This is a genomic window from Shouchella phoenicis (genome assembly GCF_047238345.1).
Taxonomy (GTDB): domain Bacteria; phylum Bacillota; class Bacilli; order Bacillales; family Bacillaceae_D; genus Shouchella.
The window spans coordinates 1,936,657-1,954,018 of the sequence record NZ_JBDFMQ010000001.1 but is presented as its reverse complement, the minus strand read 5'-3'; the positions used below and the strand labels follow the sequence as shown (position 1 = coordinate 1,954,018).

Genomic DNA, 17,362 nt, shown 5'->3' with positions numbered 1-17,362 from the left:
ATGGTTGACGCCGATCCTGTTTTACGTTAGACTACGTGCAAGTAAGAATAGTTGAGTAGAGTTTAGAGTAGAGACTAGTTGAGAATGAGTAGAGCGGAGCGAATAGAGACGAAGTAATAAAACCCCTTCTATATGAATATATGCTTTCGGAGAAGCGTCAACCTCCAACCGCTCTTCATTTTCACATCACAAGGAGTGAGTGATAAATGAAGGTAATTTCCCCTACAAAAAAAACAAATCGTAAATTGAAGAAGTCTGTTTTGATTGCTCGTTTGCAAACGAGTCGACTTCACTCTTCACCTTTAAATGAATCCAAACAAAAACCATATGTAAATAAAGATGTTTTTTATCATGCTTGCCATAGAAATGAAGGTGCTCGCGATGATAAATGAATTGCTAAACCGTTGTTTAAATCATGAGACATTATCAGAGCATGATGCTGAATTATTAATGTCTGAGATTATGCTCGGACGATTAACAGATAGCCAAATTGCTAGTTTCATAACATTGCTACGCTTTCGTGGTGAAACGGTAGATGAGCTTGTTGGCTTTGCCCGTGCGATGCGGAACATGGCAGAACCATTCCCTCTGCAAACGGAACGAACCATTGATACGTGTGGAACAGGTGGTGATGGCTTGTCCACTTTTAATATATCGACTGCGACCGCAATTGTGTTAGCGTCAATGAATATACCGGTAACGAAACATGGCAATCGCTCTGTATCTTCGAAGACAGGCAGTGCAGATGTATTTGAAGCACTCGGAATAACGATTCAATCTACAGTTACGGAAGCGGCAGAAAAGTTAAGGCGACAATCCCTTTGCTTCATGTTTGCGCCCCTTTATCATCCATCGATGAAACATGTGATGAAGACAAGAAAAGAATTAGGATTCCGAAGCATTTTTAATTTGCTTGGACCGTTAACAAATCCTGCCGGTGCGCAACATCAGTTGCTTGGTGTAAATAGCCGGTCAACAGCTGATCAAATCGGTCAAGTATTAAATCGATTAGGAACAGCTCATTCAATTGTTGTGAGTGGGGCCGACGGTCTTGATGAATGTGCGATACACGGCGAGACGTACCTCGTTGATGTAAAACAGGGAGAGACCCGATCTTATGTGATACAACCTGAAGACTACGGTTTGAAACAAGGTTCGTTATCAGCTTTACAGGTTCATTCACCCTATGAAAGTGCACAGTTAATCAATCAAATTTTGCTTAACGAAGCACCAAGTGAAGCGATTGATATCGTCGTGTTTAACGCAGGTGTCGCTTTATATGCTGGTGATTATGTTGATTCAATCCAAGCAGGAGTAGATCAAACGAAAGCAGCCCTTTTAAGTAAACAATCATTGAATTATTTAACATCCATTCAAAATGAAAACAGGGGGATAAAACATGCTTGATGAAATCATCGCATCAAAAAAAGAAGAAGTACGAACGTTGCAAATGCCTGAACGTGAAAGCGTGAATCGAACAAGTCTAAAACAAGCGTTGATGTCTACTTCATTTGATCTGGGCTTAATTGCCGAGATTAAGCAAGCATCTCCATCAAAAGGATTGCTCGTTCCTGATTTGGATGTTTCTAAAATTGCGCAAACGTATGAAAATGCTGGAGCATCAGCTATTAGCGTGTTAACCGATTCTCCTTTCTTTAAAGGGGAAAAGCGCTATATCAAACAAGTGAAGGACCTTGTACATCTACCTGTTTTAAGAAAAGATTTTATTATTGATGAAAAACAAGTAGAAGAATCATATCGCTTAGGTGCAGATGCGATCTTATTAATTGCAGGAGTATTAAGCAATGGAAAACTTCAATCGTTATATGAACAAGCCTATGACCTTGGAATGGAGTGTCTAGTTGAAGTTCATGACAGCGAAGAAGCTTTATCGCTGTTAGACCATATACAACCTGAGATGATCGGAGTGAATAATAGAGATTTAAAAACCTTTCGAACTGACATCACCCATACAGAAACCATTCTGAAGCATTTGCCAAAACAGTCGCTTGTTATTTCTGAGAGCGGTATTCGCACGAGAGCAGATTTATCCTATTTAACGGAGCTCGGGGTACAGGGCGTGTTAATGGGCGAAACGTTAATGAAAGCAGACGATCAAGCACAAGCGATACAATCTCTGTTTGCGAATGAGAAAGCATTTCGATGAAAACAAAATACTGTGGAATTGGCTCAAAAGAAGAACTACAAGTGGTAGCAAATGCAGGTTGTGCGTATATCGGCTTCGTATTTGCTTCTAGCAAACGGCGTGTCGAGCTAAGCGATGTTAGTTCCTGGCTTCAATCTGTTGAATACAAGCAAGAAATCGTTGCGTTAGTTGTACATCCAACGTTAGAAGACGTAAAAGCGCTTTATGAGGCGAATGTCTTTTCAATCCTGCAGCTTCACGGAAATGAGACAGTAGAAGATGTAAAAGAGATTCGAGCGCTTTTTCCTGCTTTAAAGCTTTGGAAAGCTGTCCATGTTGATGAAGAGACAAACAAAAAGCTTCACGCTTTTGCTCCTTATGTAGATGCGCTTTTGCTTGATACAAAAACAACTCACGCATGGGGAGGCACTGGAAAAACATTTGAATGGGAAAAAATTCCTGATTTTATAGATGTACTAAAAGCCTACAAGAGACCTCTTTTGATTGCGGGAGGAATTAATCATACGAATGTTCAAGCGCTGTTGCAGTATGACGTACACGGACTAGATCTCTCGAGTGGGATCGAGCGAAATGGAAAAAAAGATCAACACGCCATTGAAGAACTAGAAGAGGTGATGGAGCAACATGAAAACAGACGTTTACCCTACTAAACAAGGTCGATTTGGAGAATACGGCGGGCAATATGTTCCGGAAACATTAATGAGTGCGATTGAAGAGTTAGAGTCGGCTTTAGATGAGGCGTTAGAAGATGAGCGGTTCCAGGCAGAATTGGATCATCTTCTTCAACAATTCGCTGGTCGAAAAACACCCATTACCTATGCGGATCAATTTAGTAAAGCCCTTGGCGATGACGTAAAGGTTTACCTCAAAAGAGAGGATCTTCTGCATACAGGGGCTCATAAATTAAATAATGCTCTCGGGCAAGCTCTTCTAGCAAAACGGATGGGGAAAACAAAAGTAGTTGCCGAAACTGGTGCTGGCCAGCATGGTGTTGCAACCGCGACTGTAGCTGCAAAATTCGGTATGGAATGCCTGATTTATATGGGTGAAACCGATATGGAACGGCAAAAGCTCAATGTATTTCGAATGGAATTGTTAGGAGCAAAAGTAATTCCAGCAGTAAGTGGAAGTCGGACGTTAAAAGACGCCACGAATGAAGCCATTCGTCATTGGGTGACTCATGCCGAGGATACATTTTATATTATCGGATCTGTTGTAGGTCCACATCCTTATCCGAAGATGGTGCGCAATTTTCAACGCATTATTGGCGATGAAGCAAAGGAGCAGATGGTAGCAGAATACGGTTCGTTACCGGAAACAATTATTGCTTGTGTTGGTGGCGGGAGCAATGCAATTGGCATGTTTTATCCTTTTATTGATGACGACGTTGAATTAATTGGTGTGGAAGCAGCAGGTTACGGCGTAGAGACGAATCAGCATGCTGCAACAATTACAAAAGGAACAAAGGGAATTATTCACGGCTCTTTAACGTATTTGCTTCAAGATGAGGTAGGACAGATTACAGAGCCGTATTCAATTTCTGCAGGCCTTGATTATCCAGGAGTCGGTCCAGAGCACGCTTATTTAGCAGATTCAAAGCGTGTACGCTATGAAGCCGTGACGGATGAAGAGGCGCTTGCGGCCCTTCGTATGCTGGCAGAGCATGAAGGAATCATTTGTGCCTTAGAAACAGCCCATGCGGTTGCGCAAGCGATTAAAGAGAGTAAAGCCAGTAAAAAAAGTTCAATCTTAATTTGTCTTTCTGGACGTGGAGATAAAGATATGCATACGCTATACAAAAATTTTGAGGGAGGCGAAACCAATTGAATCGGCTACGTTCTGCATTAGAAAAAGAACAATTGTTTATTCCTTTTATTACTGCTGGTGATCCTTCACTAGCTGTTACAATGGAGCTGATGCTTTCTTTACAAAGGAGTGGGGCTGACGTTATTGAATTAGGCGTTCCTTACTCTGATCCATTAGCAGATGGTCCAACCATTCAAGCGGCCTCTCTACGAGCGATTAAAGGCGGGGCTACTTTGCCAAAAATTTTACAGATTGTACCTGAAGCCCGTAAGCGTGGATTGACGATTCCAGTTATTTTGTTTACGTATGCCAATCCTCTTTATCAGTATGGGTTTCAACGATTTGTGGATGAAGCTGCTTCATTTGAAGTCGATGGTGTTCTCGTTCCAGATCTCCCTTTTGAGGAAGGACAGGAATTGACGTCTCTTTGTGAATCAAAAGATCTTTCGTTTATCTCAATGATCGCGCCAACGTCTCATGAACGAATTAAAAAAATCGCTTCTGCAGCTAGTGGGTTTTTATACTGCGTATCATCTACTGGAGTCACAGGAGTTCGAGATGAACTTCCGGCACACTTGCATGAATTTATTGCAGCAGCAAAACAACATGCACATGTACCCTGTGTAGTCGGATTTGGTATCCATAAACGAGAGCAAGTGGAAATGATTCAGCGCTATGCAGATGGAGTTGTCATCGGAAGTGCGATTGTAAAACAGATTGAGCAAAAAGGAGAGCGTTTGTTACAGCCGGAAGAACAAAGTGCAGCATTGATGGAGTTTGAAGACTATATGAAAGAATTACGTGGGACAAACGTCCATTCCATTTAAAAAGAATCTTGCTCATCTGCTGCTTTTCTCGTAGGATAACTAGTAAGACTATCGAAAGTAGGTGTAAATATGTACGTAAAAAAACAAATTAGAGGATTGCCTGCGTATGCACCTGGGAAACCAATCGCAGACGTAAAACGAGAGTATGGGTTAGATCGCGTAATTAAAATGGCTTCGAATGAAAACCCTTATGGAGCGTCTTCAAAAGTCGCAGATCGCATTGCAAGTGTAGCATCTGAAACGTCTATTTACCCAGATGGATATGGAACGGAGCTTAGAGCAGCGTTAGCGACTAAACACCAAGTAGATGAAAAACAGATTATTTTAGGGAACGGCTCAGATGAAGTCATCCAGTTTTTATGTCGAGCTTTTTTATCAGCAGATACAAACACAGTTATGGCAACACCTTCTTTCTCACAATATAAATTGAATGCAACAATAGAAGATGCAGAAATTATTGAAGTGCCAGTAACTGATAGTGGCGACCATGATTTAGATCAAATGCTTGCAGTGATTAACGAAAAAACAAGAATCGTTTGGATCTGTAATCCAAATAATCCAAATGGAGTGGCAATCGATCAAAATCGTTTTAGGAAATTTTTAAAACAAGTACCCGAAGGTTGTCTCGTTGTGTCAGACGAAGCGTACTATGAATATGTCACTTCAACAAATTTCCCAGAGACCGTCTCGCTTCTTGAAGAATACCCGCAATTAGTAGTTTTGCGCACTTTTTCAAAAGCATATGGTCTAGCTGGACTACGGGTTGGATACGGTATTACAAGTCAAGCCATTGCTCAAGCTATTGATCCTGTTCGTCCACCGTTCAACAATAATTCTATTGGTCATCAAGCTGCACTTGCTGCACTAGAAGATGAAGCATTTATTCAGTCTTGTAAAGAAAAAAACAAGATTGAAATGAATCGACTAGAAAACTTTTTTGAAAGCCAGGGTTTCTATGTCTATCCTTCTGAAACGAATTTCCTAATGATTGAAACGGGTATACCTGGGAATAAAGTATTTCAAGCATTTCTTGAAAAAGGCTTTATTCTTCGCTCTGGTGAAGCACTTGGCTATCCGACTGGCATTCGTATTTCAATAGGTAGTCAAGAAGAGAACGATGCGCTTTTAGAAGTGGCTCCGCAAATTTTTGCCTCTTTTAATCAAGCGAAATAGAAAAACGTCTTAGGAAGGAAACAACATGAAGAACATCTTTATCGTCGGTATGGGTCTTATTGGTGGATCTTTATCGCTTGCACTAAAGAAAGATGAATCGTTTCAACTAATTGGATTCGATATTTCTGAACAAGATTTGAATTTGGCACATCAGCTAGGTGTCATTGATCAAAAAGCGGAATCAATTGAAGAAGGTGCAAAGCAGGCTGATCTCATTATTTTAGCGACACCGGTAGGAGTGACTACAGAAGTAATTGAGCGGTTAAGCACGATTACGTTAAAAGAGAACGTAATGATTACGGATGTCGGTTCAACAAAGCAAACGATTGTAGAAAAAGCTCACGCATTGTTGCCAAATCATTGCTTTATAGGGGGCCATCCAATGGCCGGTTCCCATAAAACAGGGGTAACGGCAGCCCAAGCACATTTATTTGAAAATGCATTTTATTTGTTAACGCCAATAAATGCTTCAAGAGACCAATTGATTATGTTGAAAAATATGTTAAAGCCCACAAACGCTCAATTTATCGAACTAGACGCGCGGCGCCATGATCGTCTAGTTGGGGTGGTGAGTCATTTTCCACACATCGTGGCGGCTGGTCTTGTTCATCAGTTAGAGAAAATGGAAGCAGACGATGAACAAGTTACCGCACTTGCAGCAGGAGGATTTAAAGATATTACACGAATCGCTTCGGCAAGTCCTGTGATGTGGCGTGATATTTTATTACATAATAAAAATGAAATGATTCGCTTAATTGATGACTGGCAACAAGACATGAATGATGTGCGCCAATTTGTTGAAAATGAGGATCATGAAAAAATCTATCGTTTTTTTGCTCGAGCAAGACAGTTTCGAGAAGGGCTACCACAAAAATCCCGTGGAGCTATTCCTGCCTTTTATGATTTGTATGTGGATGTACCAGATCATCTTGGTGTCGTTTCAGATGTTACGTATGTACTGGCTGAGAATAAAATTCATCTTACAAACATTCGCATATTAGAGGCAAGAGAAGATATTATGGGTGTTTTGCGATTGAGTTTTCGCTCTGAAAACGATCGTGAACAAGCGAAACAGGTGCTTATTGAACGGCACTATGCCATTTATGAGCAATCATAAAAATGCGCCCCTTGCATGTTAGACGAGAATCTAGCAGCTAGGGGTGTTTTTTACGTAAAAAAAACTCCTTTGAAAACGTAAGCGTTTTCAAAGGAGTTTAGCTATAAAAAGCTAAAATGTATGGATAGGAGTGGAGAGAAACCATACGCTAATTAGAATATAAAAGAAAACGCTTTCAAAGTCAATACTATTCATAAAAATCTTTTGTTTTTTTTACGAAACCCAATGGTTGATCATGAAACGGTCCATCATATAAACTATAGATAGTAACGATTGTAAATGAAGGAGCCAACCTATTTATGTTGAAAGAAGATGTATTTTCAAAAATAGAAGCAGGGAATATTGAAGAAGCGTTAAGCATGCTTGCTAGTCGTTCCACATCTGATGATCACCAAGTTCGATTTGAAGTTGCGGAGCTGTATTATGAACTTGGTCATATAAAAGAAGCAAGGCTCATTGTTGAAGATCTTCGTGCGCTCTATCCCGATGAAGGATCCCTTGCTATTCTTTCAGCAGAAATGATGATTGATGAAGATGAAGAGGATGAAGCCATAGAAGTGCTTTTAGAGGTAGGCGTTGAAGATGACAGTTACGCACAAGCACAATTACTGTTAGCTGACTTATACCAACTACAAGCATTAGATGAAGTAGCAGAACAAAAATTATTAGCTGCTCTGCAAAAAAATCCTGATGAAATGATTCTCGTCTATGCTTTAGGAGAATTTTATTTAAACCAAGGGGCTTACAATAAAGCAATTCCTTATTTAAAACAGTCATTGTATGCGGATTTAGGTGAAGTGAACGTAGGCTTGTCTTTAGCAGAAGCTTATAGCGGAAACGGTCAATTTGAAGATTCCTTGCAGCTTTATCATCAGCAAGAAACGAATAAAATGACGCCAGATCAGCTGTTTAGCTTTGGTTTTACCGCGTATCAACAGGGGGATTATCCAGTCGTTATTGAACAACTAGGCGCTGTAAAAAGCCTTGATGCTGATTTTACAAGTGTTTATATGCCCCTTGCGAAAGCGTACGAAGCTGAAAATCGTCTTGACGAGGCGTTTGAAACATTGAAAGACGGCATTCGAATGGATGAATTTAATGATCAGCTTCCAATGATGGCTGGTCAAGTCCTAACGAAAATGAATGATCTTGTAGGGGCAGAGCAATTTTTCCGACAGTCTTTAGCCTTAAATCCATCTAATGTCAAAAGTGTTCAAGCGTTTGCAGCGTTGTTAAAAGATGAAGAGCGAGCAGATGATTTAGACGAATTGATTCAGTATGTGCAAGAACATGGCGAAAGTGATCCACTTCTAACATGGTTCCAAGCGTTTGCAAAAGCGCACTTAGAAGAATTTGAAGAAGCGCGATTGCTTTATAAAGAAGCCATGCCATCTTTTAATGAAGACGCCGACTTTCTAATTGAATACGGCTATTTCTTATTAGAGGAAGGAGATCGAAAGCAAGCAAAATCCTTGCTTGAACAGGCACTGCTACTTGATCCGACACGATCAGACTTACCGGAACTTATTGAAGAACTAAATTACGAGGAATGACAAGATTTGTTGAAAGAATTCAAGCTTGAATAAAAGGGAATGCTCTAACATAAGGCGAAAAGTACAGTAAGATTTAAATGTGGTGCTTTAAAATAGGGAAAGGGGAGAAAGCAATTGGGTAGCATTATTCCTGTGATGGATAAAAAGTCTTTTTTGCGAAGTTTCCTCAAACGACATCAGTTAAAACGCCGTGAGTGTGCTTGGCTATTAAATTATCTAATGAACGATGATGGGCTGATGGAGCGTGTCCATTTCTTAGATCGTTCAGATGAGACGCCGAAAGCACTTGTTATTTCCGCTCAAGGAATTGACACAATCCCGTTCTCGTTTCGAAAGCAACACCATGTGACGACTGATTGTGAAAAAGCATTTCATGACATACGCCTTAATCATACAGAAGAAATTTATATTGAGCTGCACTTTAAAGATCAAGACTTGTATGCACAATATTTGGCTGTCCTTGAAGACAATCCGTATTTGCCAGAAACAAAAGAACGGAAGCAACGTTTTGAACATGAGGCAGAAGCAGTTTTAGACGAAAGCATTCGACGTTTTCAGTTAGACCAATTACATGGCGATATTAACAAAGCGCTTGATGATAATGATAAAGAATTGTTTTTGACGTTAACTTCAAAACTAAACGATTTACTAAAAAACTCGTAAAACAGAGCCCGAGAGCTCTGTTTTTTTTGTTATAATAAGACTGAAAGGAAGTGGAACCATGCGATTTAAAACAGCAGATACAGATACCTATTTACAATCACGTGATTACGTCGATACAGCAATTGTCCCGTTAATTAAAGCGTCTGTATCCACCCAATTAAAATCAACCATCCAAGCTGCAGAATTCACAACGATCTTAAGTGATGAAATGGAACGCCAGTTTAGAGGACGTGTGATGCTTTTTCCACCATTTAGTTATAGTGAGGAAGAGTCAGTTGAAGCAAATCGAGAGCGGTTACGTATGTGGGAAAAAGATTTAGGGAACGCTGGATTCAAACATATTATTTTATTAACTTCGGACTCTGCTTGGAAACCGATTGAGGACCAATTAAAGCCACTGCAATTATTTTTTGTCCCTTCAATTGCTCTAGAATATATTGATCAAAAAAACAGAAAAAAAGTCATTGATGATCAAATGCAGCAAATTTTACCGTTAATTACAGGGTTGTGGCAACAAAATCGCTGAAAGCGCTATTCTAACTCATATTGCTTAATGTATGCGGTTATAGTATGATAGTAACGTCCTAGTATTAATCTGTATGAGTCCAAGCTTGACTTGGTCGATTTTGAACTGTTAGGAGGTTTAGAAGTGAGCGAAAGAGAGCACAAAGTTTCGAGACGGCAATTTTTATCGTACACGCTCACAGGAGTAGGCGGATTTATGGCAGCTGGTATGTTAATGCCTATGGTTCGATTTGCACTTGATCCTGCTTTGAAAGCAGGGGCTGAGTCTTCTTTGGAACCGGTATGCGAGCTGGATGATTTAACCGATACGCCGCAGCGATTCACATGGAGCTTTAGCCAACAAGATTCTTGGTATGAATCAACTGTTGAGCAAGAGGCATACATCTATTTAGATGGCGATGATGTTATTGCGCTTTCATCTGTTTGTACGCATCTAGGTTGTACAATTGCCTATAATGAGGATGAGAGTGAATTCGCATGTCCTTGCCATGGTGGTCGATTCACTGAAGACGGTACAAATGTGGCTGGTACGCCACCGCGTCGTCCGTTGGATGTTTTTGAAGTCAGTGTTGAAAATGGAACCGTATATCTTGGAGAGGTCAACCGAAGAGACTAGGAGGGGCGCAGAAAATGCTACAAAAAATTTATGATTATGTGGACGAGCGTCTAGATATTACTCCTATGTGGCGTGATATTGCGGATCACGAAGTGCCAGAGCATGTTAACCCAGCTCATCACTTTTCGGCGTTCATCTATTGTTTTGGTGGATTAACGTTTTTCGTAACGGTTATCCAAATCCTGTCAGGGATGTTCCTGACGATGTATTACGTACCAGATATTGTTAATGCCCACGCGTCAGTTTATTTCTTACAAAATGATGTGGCAATGGGACAAATCGTTCGAGGGATGCACCACTGGGGCGCGAGCTTAGTTATTGTCATGATGTTCTTACATACTTTACGTGTATTCTTTACGGGATCATATAAAAAGCCGCGTGAATTAAACTGGGTTGTTGGTGTATTAATTTTCTTTGTTATGCTTGCACTTGGTTTAACTGGTTATTTGTTGCCTTGGGATATGAAAGCGTACTTTGCAACTGTCGTAACACTTGAAATTGCTGAAAGTGTACCAATAATCGGCGATTTTACAAAAGCCTTGCTTGCTGGTGGGGACATTGTTGGTGCAGCAACACTAACTCGCTTCTTTGCAATTCATGTCTTCTTTTTACCAGCTGCATTACTAGGTCTTTTAGGTGCACACTTTATTATGATTCGTAGACAGGGGATCTCTGGACCTCTATAAGGTAAACAACACTTGATAAAAAGGAGGGAAATTCATGCATCGAGGCAAAGGGATGAAATTTGTCGGTGATTCTCGTGTGAAAGCAGATGGCCGTAAAGCGAATGTACCGAAAGATTACTCGGAGTACCCGGGGAAAACAGAAGCATTTTGGCCGAACTTTTTACTTCGAGAATGGATGGTTGGTGCAGTTTTTCTAATGGGGTTCTTATGTTTAACCCTTGCCCATCCAGCTCCTCTTGAGGCAATTGCCGATCCGCTAGAAGCATACATACCACTACCAGACTGGTATTTCTTGTTTTTGTATCAGTTGCTTAAATATGAGTTTGCTTCTGGTGACTTTAATACATTAGGAACGGTTGTTATTCCTGGTGTGGCATTTGGTGCGTTGCTACTTGCACCTTGGCTCGATACATCAAAAGAACGTCGTCCGCACAAGCGTCCGATTGCAACAGCTCTTATGTTGCTTGGTGTTGCTTCTGTTATTTTCTTAACATGGGAATCAGTCGATCAACACGATTGGGAAACAGCTGCTGAACAAGGTCAGCTTGTTATTGCAGAAGACGCAGACATTGATGTAGAAGCGGAAGGATACGAAATTTATTCAAATAATGACACGTGTATCCAGTGTCACGGTGACCAAATGACAGGTGGAGCAGGTGCGCCAAGTCTTCTTGAAACGGAAAGGTCAACGGAAGAAATTATAGATGTTATCCAAAATGGTGTAGGCGCAATGCCTGCTGATCAATTTGAAGGTTCGGATGAAGAGCTAGAGATTCTAGCTGAATTTATTGCAAACCATGGTCAAGAGCCTGAGGAATAAGTACAATGAAAGAGCCACCACAAAGGTGGCTCTTTTTACATAAGGGTGATACGAATGCTCGCATATTTATTTGGTTTTTTAACGAGAAAGTCAACACTACTATTGTTATTAATGATCAACGTCGTTGGAACGGTTTATGGATTTATTTGGTATGGCAATCAACTAGAGCAAACGCCATGGCAGTTTGTGATATTTGTTCCAGATAGTCCGACAGCTAGTTTCTTTTTTGTCTTTGTGTTAATTGCTTTTCTCATGAAGAAAAACATTGGGTTAATTGAGGCTTTAGCAGCTGTAACGCTTATGAAATACGGCATTTGGGCGGTTGTTATGAATACGTTTCAAGTGATGGAAGGGGCACCGATGCACTGGCAAATCATTATGCTCAATCTATCTCACGCTGGTATGGCGTTGCAAGCGCTCTTGTTCTTGCCTTTTATGCGTATTAAACGTTGGCATTTGGCTGTCGCATTAGCGTGGACAGTATTAAATGATGTCATCGATTATTTTTTTGGCATGCATCCATGGTTAAGCACCGTCATTATGCCGTATATCAATCAAATCGGGATTTTTACATTCCTGTTAGGTTTGACTTCGGTCGCCCTTGTTTATCTGTTAAACGTTCGAAAAAATGCATTACGTTTAAACTTGCCTAAATAAGGTCTACTCTTGTCCTCCCTCTCATATAATGAAAAATCAGAGGGGGGAACGCGTGATGCGGCGAATGTTTTTATTCATAATGGCCTTAAGCGTCATATTGGTGTTGCCTGTGTATAGCTACGCAGTAGAGGACAATGACCCGACTTGGCGTGAATTTGATGGGTTAGCTGGAACGTTACTTCATCAAATTCAGCAAGGAGAAATAGATCAAGCGCAAAAAACAGCTGAAGCCTTTTCGAATGAAATGGAACAGTTTCCTTTTTCAGATGAAGAATGGACATTGTCTTCCATGCGTACACTAATGACAACGTTTGAGTCTGCTTATGATGCGCTGTTTACAGAAGATGTTTCTCCTGAAGAGCAGTTACGTTTAGCGATGGCACTTCGTTTGAGTACCGACGCTGTTCAACAAGTGAATCAGCCGCTATGGAACCAAATGGATCGACAAATGCTTGATAGTTTAGACCGGATTGGTGCCGTTAATGATCCATTCCAATCGCAACAATTTAGCTATGAGGTGAATCGATCCCAACAGTTGTATGAAACCGTTCGTCCAGCTGTTTTAATTTCAAAAGGTTACGAGCAAGTAAATGAACTTGACGACATGCACAATCGCTTGCAGCAACAGCAGTTGTCAGAGGCAGAAATCGACAATCATTTGGATACAATGCGCCATGAATACTTGTCTTTGTTTGCTTTTACATCTGTTGAGACAGTTGATCCAACCTTATACTTGGTCATGTTTATGATTGGCACACCGGTTGTGGTGTCGCTCGGCTACGTAGGCTTTAGAAAATTTAAAGGTGAGCGAAAAAAAGTAAAGCAAGAAGAATAGACAAGGCCTCTTGTTTGACTTATTTTGACGTTCACTTTATGATGGGTATATAATCAATAAAGAGGTGATTTTAACGTGAGTTTGACTGGATATTTGATCTACCTCGCGCTACTTCTTATCATCCCGATGATTGCGCAAGGGAAAGTGAAGAGCGCCTATAATAAATACTCACAAATTCGCAACTCGTCAGGAATGACGGGAGCAGAAGTTGCAAGAAAAATATTAAATGATAATGGCTTAAATGATGTGACGATTGAAGAAACAAAAGGGGAGCTTTCCGATCATTATGATCCAAAAGCAAAGACCGTTCGTTTATCAACAGATAATTATCATAAGCCATCTGTTGCCGCTGCGGCAATTGCTGCACATGAAGTGGGACACGCTATCCAAGATGCGGAAGAGTATGCATTTTTAAAGTTTCGTAGTGCGCTCGTTCCAGCCGCACAAATTGGAACGTCGTTAGGTCAATGGCTCATTATGATTGGGTTACTTATTACCTTTTTTGGTTCATTTTCACCAGTCATTTTGTTAGCAGGTATCGTTATGTTCTCTGCAGCCGTATTATTCCAAGTGGTTACCTTACCAGTTGAATTTAACGCCTCAAATCAAGCGATGGCGCAAATGGTTTCAAGCGGAATCATTCGTAATGATGAAGAGCGTGAAACGAAAAAAGTTCTAAATGCCGCAGCAATGACTTATGTTGCCGCAGCGCTTGTAGCTGTTATGGAGCTTGCGCGACTGATTTTAATTTATTTATCACAAAGAGACTAAAAAGAACGTGCCTACATCGTGTAGGCACGTTTTTTAATCAACTCGAAGCGGTTTTTTATTATCATCAAGAGTAAAGCCTTCTCCTGCAGCTTCAGTGACGTCATTGATCGCCATAAAGGCGTGGGGATCAATGCGATGAACAATGGTGCGCAGGCGAACCGTTTCATTTCTTGCTACGACACAATACAAAATTTCTTTTTCGTTGCCAGTAAAGGAACCTTTTCCTTTTAATGCAGTGGCACCGCGACCCATTTCTCTCAGTATCGTTTCGGAAATTTTCTCCAAGTCGTCTGAAATAATAAATGCGGCCTTGGCGGAATAAGAGCCTTGCTGAATAAAATCAATGACTTTTGCTGCAATAAAAACGTAGACAATTGTATACATCGCTTCACGTAAACTGAGGTCAAAAATAAGAGAAATTGCAATAACGGATGAATCAAACAGTAGAAACGTTTTGCCGATACTCCAACCGAAATAACGCAAGCATAGTTTAGCCAGAATATCTGCGCCTCCGGTTGTGCCGCCAAAGCGGAATACAATGCCGAGGCCGACTCCGACGATAGCGCCAGCAAACAAGGCTGCGAGCATGATGTCGTCAGCGAGATCGATCGCAATCGGAATGCGCTGAAATAAATCTAAAAAAAGAGACAAACTAAACGTACCGATTAACGTATACACAAACGTTGTTCGACCTAGCATTTTCCAACCAATAAAAAATAATGGAATGTTAATAATTAAGTTGGAAATAGCTGGATTAAAAGAAAAAAGAAAAAAGAGCAATAATGTAATCCCGGTAACGCCACCATCTGCTAAATTGTACTGCATATTAAAATAAACTAACCCGAAAGACATTAACGCTGTCCCGAACAAAATAAATAAAATGTTTTTAGCGTGTCTGGCCATAAACAGTTCTCCTTTACAGTCAATGCTTTATTAGTGTACTCAACCTGAATAAAAAAAGATAGAAGTCAGTGAATTTTAATTGCAGATTTATTGTGGATTCGCTACGATAAGAAAGAAGAAAGGAAGTGGACTGATGGAACATCCAAAATCAATGGCTCAAATGCAACAAGAAGTGGATGATTATATAAGCCAATTTAAAGAAGGTTATTTTAGTCCGCTTGCGATGATGGCTCGATTAACAGAAGAGTTAGGTGAATTAGCACGTGAAGTGAACCATACATATGGAGAGAAACCAAAGAAAGCAACGGAAAAAGAAAAAGCGATGGAAGAAGAGATGGGCGACGTACTGTTTGTGTTAATTTGCCTAGCGAACTCGCTTAATATTGATCTAGATGAAGCCCACTCACGAGTGATGACTAAATTTACTACACGCGATGCAGATCGCTGGACAAGGATAGAAGAAGGAGAGCAAAACCATGATTAAGATTGTCGTTGCAGGACCAAGAGGAAAAATGGGGTACGAAGCGGTTCAGCTTTGTGAGCGTGATGAAGAACTCCAGCTCGTGGCGGTTGTTGATTCAAAGCATGATGGTCAGACGCTCCAAGACCTTAAAGGCTATGGAGACTTAGATACACCGATTTATTCGGATATGGAAAACTGTTTTTCAAATCATGATGTGGATGTGCTGGTAGATTTAACAACGCCTGCGTTTGGCAAGAAACATATGGAGATTGCCCTTGCCCACGGAGTTCGACCTGTTGTAGGAACGACAGGATTTACAAACGATGATATTGAGCAACTAAGAAAGCTCACTGAAGAAAAAGAGCTTGGAGCGATTATTGCGCCGAACTTCGCGATTGGTGCGATTTTAATGATGAAGTTTTCACAATTAGCCGCTCGTTATTTAACAGATGTGGAAATCATTGAGCAGCACCATGATAACAAATTGGATGCACCATCAGGGACGGCTATGAAAACAGCTCAACTCATAGCACAAGAACGTGAGCAAAAGCTGCAAGGGCATCCAGATGAAAAAGAAGATTTACCAGGTGCGAGAGGCGCCGACTTTGAGGGGATGAGAATTCATAGTGTCCGGCTTCCAGGCAGAGTAGCACATCAAGAGGTTCTTTTTGGTGGAGAAGGACAGCTGTTGTCCATTAAGCACGATTCTCTTAATCGACAAAGTTTTATGCCAGGTGTCAAACTTTCAATTGAACACGTATTAAAACTTGATACGCTCGTTTATGGGCTTGAAAACTTAATTGATTAAGAGGTGATCACAGTGAAAGTGGCGTTAATCGCTCATGATAAAAAGAAGCAACAGATGGTGAATTTTTGTGTAGCGTATGAACAAATTTTACGCGAACATGATCTATATGGAACTGGTACGACTGGGACGCGAATCATGGAGGCCTCCTCCTTACAAGTGACACGATTTAAATCTGGACCACTCGGTGGAGACCAACAAATCGGTGCACTCGTTGCAGAAGATGAATTTGATCTTATTTTGTTTTTTCGCGATCCGTTAACAGCTCAACCTCATGAACCAGATGTCACGGCTCTCATACGGTTGTGTGACGTAAAAGGGGTGCCGTTGGCAACGAATATTGGAACAGCAGAGGTGCTCATAAAAGGGCTTGAGCGAGGCGATTTTCAATTCCGTTCTGTTCAGAAAGAGAATCGAACGTCTTTGTAAGGAGTCTGTTTTTAGACTCCTTTTTTTAAAGAATGCGTGAAGAGGTGACTTAATGAAGATAAGGAAAGCAGCGTTAAACGACTGTGAGGACATTGCGTCTCTCGCTGTACGATCATGGGGTTTTGCTTATGAAACGCTTATTCCTAAGCACGTTCAACAAACATTTCTCGAAAAAGCGTATTCTTTTGAGATGCTGGAACAGAAATTAACGACATCAGCTTTGTTTTTAACTGCTCATTCAGAAAAGCAACAATTGCTTGGATTTGCACAGTTAATACGTACTGATAAAGAAACAGAATTAGCAGCAATCTATGTTGATCCAGACGCTCTCGGTAAAGGAGTAGGCACATCTCTTTTTCAAGAGATTGTCGCCAATTTACATCCAGAGGAACGTTTAGTTGTTTATGTGGAAGAAGGAAATTGCCGCGCGGAACAATTTTACATAACGCATGGTTTCCAGCATGTAGAGACGTTTTCCGAGACGATGTTTGATCATACATTTCATACTGTTAAAATGAGTAGAGATGAATCAAGGTATTAAAAGAG

The 17,362-nt window shown here is 40.7% G+C and carries 22 protein-coding genes; 21 read left to right on the top strand and 1 reads right to left on the bottom strand.

The genetic code is table 11. The features are described 5' to 3' along the window. Window positions 1-206: 206 nt before the first annotated feature. From ABC361_RS10525 to ABC361_RS10445, 17 genes are all read left to right on the top strand, one after another. Window positions 207-392, top strand: coding sequence for a hypothetical protein (locus tag ABC361_RS10525; RefSeq protein ID WP_413073942.1), 186 nt, complete (start codon window positions 207-209; stop codon window positions 390-392). Beyond that, on the top strand, window positions 382-1,407 hold the full coding sequence (gene trpD, locus ABC361_RS10520; protein WP_413073941.1) for an anthranilate phosphoribosyltransferase: 1,026 nt from the start codon (window positions 382-384) through the stop codon (window positions 1,405-1,407). The genes ABC361_RS10525 and trpD overlap by 11 nt, the downstream gene beginning before the upstream one ends. After that, window positions 1,400-2,167, top strand: coding sequence for an indole-3-glycerol phosphate synthase TrpC (gene trpC / locus ABC361_RS10515; protein ID WP_413073940.1), 768 nt, complete (start codon window positions 1,400-1,402; stop codon window positions 2,165-2,167). Before trpD ends, trpC begins: the two co-directional genes overlap by 8 nt. Beyond that, window positions 2,164-2,817 (top strand): phosphoribosylanthranilate isomerase, encoded by a 654-nt coding sequence (locus ABC361_RS10510; protein ID WP_413073939.1) that lies wholly within the window; start codon window positions 2,164-2,166, stop codon window positions 2,815-2,817. Before trpC ends, ABC361_RS10510 begins: the two co-directional genes overlap by 4 nt. Beyond that, window positions 2,792-3,994 carry a tryptophan synthase subunit beta gene (gene trpB / locus ABC361_RS10505; RefSeq protein WP_413073938.1) on the top strand — a complete coding sequence of 401 codons (1,203 nt, stop codon included), beginning with the start codon at window positions 2,792-2,794 and terminating at the stop codon, window positions 3,992-3,994. The genes ABC361_RS10510 and trpB overlap by 26 nt, the downstream gene beginning before the upstream one ends. Continuing rightward, window positions 3,991-4,800, top strand: coding sequence for a tryptophan synthase subunit alpha (trpA, locus tag ABC361_RS10500; protein WP_413073937.1), 810 nt, complete (start codon window positions 3,991-3,993; stop codon window positions 4,798-4,800). The genes trpB and trpA overlap by 4 nt, the downstream gene beginning before the upstream one ends. Window positions 4,801-4,869: 69 nt before the next feature. Next, window positions 4,870-5,973, top strand: coding sequence for a histidinol-phosphate transaminase (gene hisC, locus ABC361_RS10495; protein WP_413073936.1), 1,104 nt, complete (start codon window positions 4,870-4,872; stop codon window positions 5,971-5,973). A 25-nt stretch (window positions 5,974-5,998) separates the two neighbouring features. Then, the gene (locus ABC361_RS10490) at window positions 5,999-7,090 is read left to right on the top strand and encodes a prephenate dehydrogenase (RefSeq protein ID WP_413073935.1); all 1,092 of its coding nucleotides are present in this window, start codon (window positions 5,999-6,001) and stop codon (window positions 7,088-7,090) included. A gap of 299 nt (window positions 7,091-7,389) precedes the next feature. Further along, a complete protein-coding gene (locus tag ABC361_RS10485; RefSeq protein ID WP_413073934.1) occupies window positions 7,390-8,643 on the top strand; it encodes a tetratricopeptide repeat protein in 1,254 nt (417 codons plus the stop codon). Between the two features lie 114 nt (window positions 8,644-8,757). Beyond that, a complete protein-coding gene (locus ABC361_RS10480) occupies window positions 8,758-9,306 on the top strand; it encodes a ReoY family proteolytic degradation factor (protein WP_413073933.1) in 549 nt (182 codons plus the stop codon). A gap of 58 nt (window positions 9,307-9,364) precedes the next feature. Continuing rightward, a complete protein-coding gene (locus ABC361_RS10475) occupies window positions 9,365-9,832 on the top strand; it encodes a YpiF family protein (RefSeq protein ID WP_413073932.1) in 468 nt (155 codons plus the stop codon). Window positions 9,833-9,955: 123 nt separating this feature from the next. Then, entirely contained in the window at window positions 9,956-10,447 is a 492-nt protein-coding gene (locus tag ABC361_RS10470) for a Rieske (2Fe-2S) protein (protein WP_375078484.1), read from the top strand. Window positions 10,448-10,461: 14 nt separating this feature from the next. After that, entirely contained in the window at window positions 10,462-11,133 is a 672-nt protein-coding gene (gene qcrB / locus ABC361_RS10465; protein ID WP_035398380.1) for a menaquinol-cytochrome c reductase cytochrome b subunit, read from the top strand. 34 nt (window positions 11,134-11,167) lie between these two features. Next, a complete protein-coding gene (locus ABC361_RS10460) occupies window positions 11,168-11,953 on the top strand; it encodes a menaquinol-cytochrome c reductase cytochrome b/c subunit (RefSeq protein ID WP_413073931.1) in 786 nt (261 codons plus the stop codon). Between the two features lie 54 nt (window positions 11,954-12,007). Further along, window positions 12,008-12,610, top strand: a complete 603-nt coding sequence (locus ABC361_RS10455) for a DUF1405 domain-containing protein (protein ID WP_413073930.1) — start codon at window positions 12,008-12,010, stop codon at window positions 12,608-12,610. 55 nt (window positions 12,611-12,665) lie between these two features. Further along, on the top strand, window positions 12,666-13,445 hold the full coding sequence (locus ABC361_RS10450) for a sporulation protein YpjB (RefSeq protein ID WP_413073929.1): 780 nt from the start codon (window positions 12,666-12,668) through the stop codon (window positions 13,443-13,445). Window positions 13,446-13,520: 75 nt separating this feature from the next. Continuing rightward, complete coding sequence (locus ABC361_RS10445; protein ID WP_413073928.1) at window positions 13,521-14,216, top strand: zinc metallopeptidase; 696 nt, start codon at window positions 13,521-13,523, stop codon at window positions 14,214-14,216. 33 nt (window positions 14,217-14,249) lie between these two features. Here ABC361_RS10445 and ABC361_RS10440 read toward each other — a convergent pair whose 3' ends face one another. Beyond that, window positions 14,250-15,119: a YitT family protein gene (locus ABC361_RS10440; protein ID WP_413073927.1), complete on the bottom strand. Its 870-nt coding sequence runs from the start codon at window positions 15,117-15,119 to the stop codon at window positions 14,250-14,252. A gap of 133 nt (window positions 15,120-15,252) precedes the next feature. Here ABC361_RS10440 and ABC361_RS10435 point away from each other — a divergent pair, with 133 nt between their 5' ends. Genes ABC361_RS10435 through ABC361_RS10420 form a run of 4 tightly spaced genes read left to right on the top strand, consistent with a single transcriptional unit; the run spans window position 15,253 to window position 17,357 of the window. Continuing rightward, window positions 15,253-15,603 (top strand): nucleotide pyrophosphohydrolase, encoded by a 351-nt coding sequence (locus ABC361_RS10435; RefSeq protein ID WP_413073926.1) that lies wholly within the window; start codon window positions 15,253-15,255, stop codon window positions 15,601-15,603. Then, window positions 15,596-16,390 (top strand): 4-hydroxy-tetrahydrodipicolinate reductase, encoded by a 795-nt coding sequence (dapB, locus tag ABC361_RS10430; RefSeq protein WP_413073925.1) that lies wholly within the window; start codon window positions 15,596-15,598, stop codon window positions 16,388-16,390. Before ABC361_RS10435 ends, dapB begins: the two co-directional genes overlap by 8 nt. A 12-nt stretch (window positions 16,391-16,402) precedes the next feature. After that, a complete protein-coding gene (locus tag ABC361_RS10425; protein WP_413073924.1) occupies window positions 16,403-16,816 on the top strand; it encodes a methylglyoxal synthase in 414 nt (137 codons plus the stop codon). Window positions 16,817-16,868: 52 nt separating this feature from the next. After that, window positions 16,869-17,357, top strand: coding sequence for a GNAT family N-acetyltransferase (locus ABC361_RS10420; RefSeq protein ID WP_413073923.1), 489 nt, complete (start codon window positions 16,869-16,871; stop codon window positions 17,355-17,357). The last annotated feature ends 5 nt before the right edge of the window (window positions 17,358-17,362 follow it).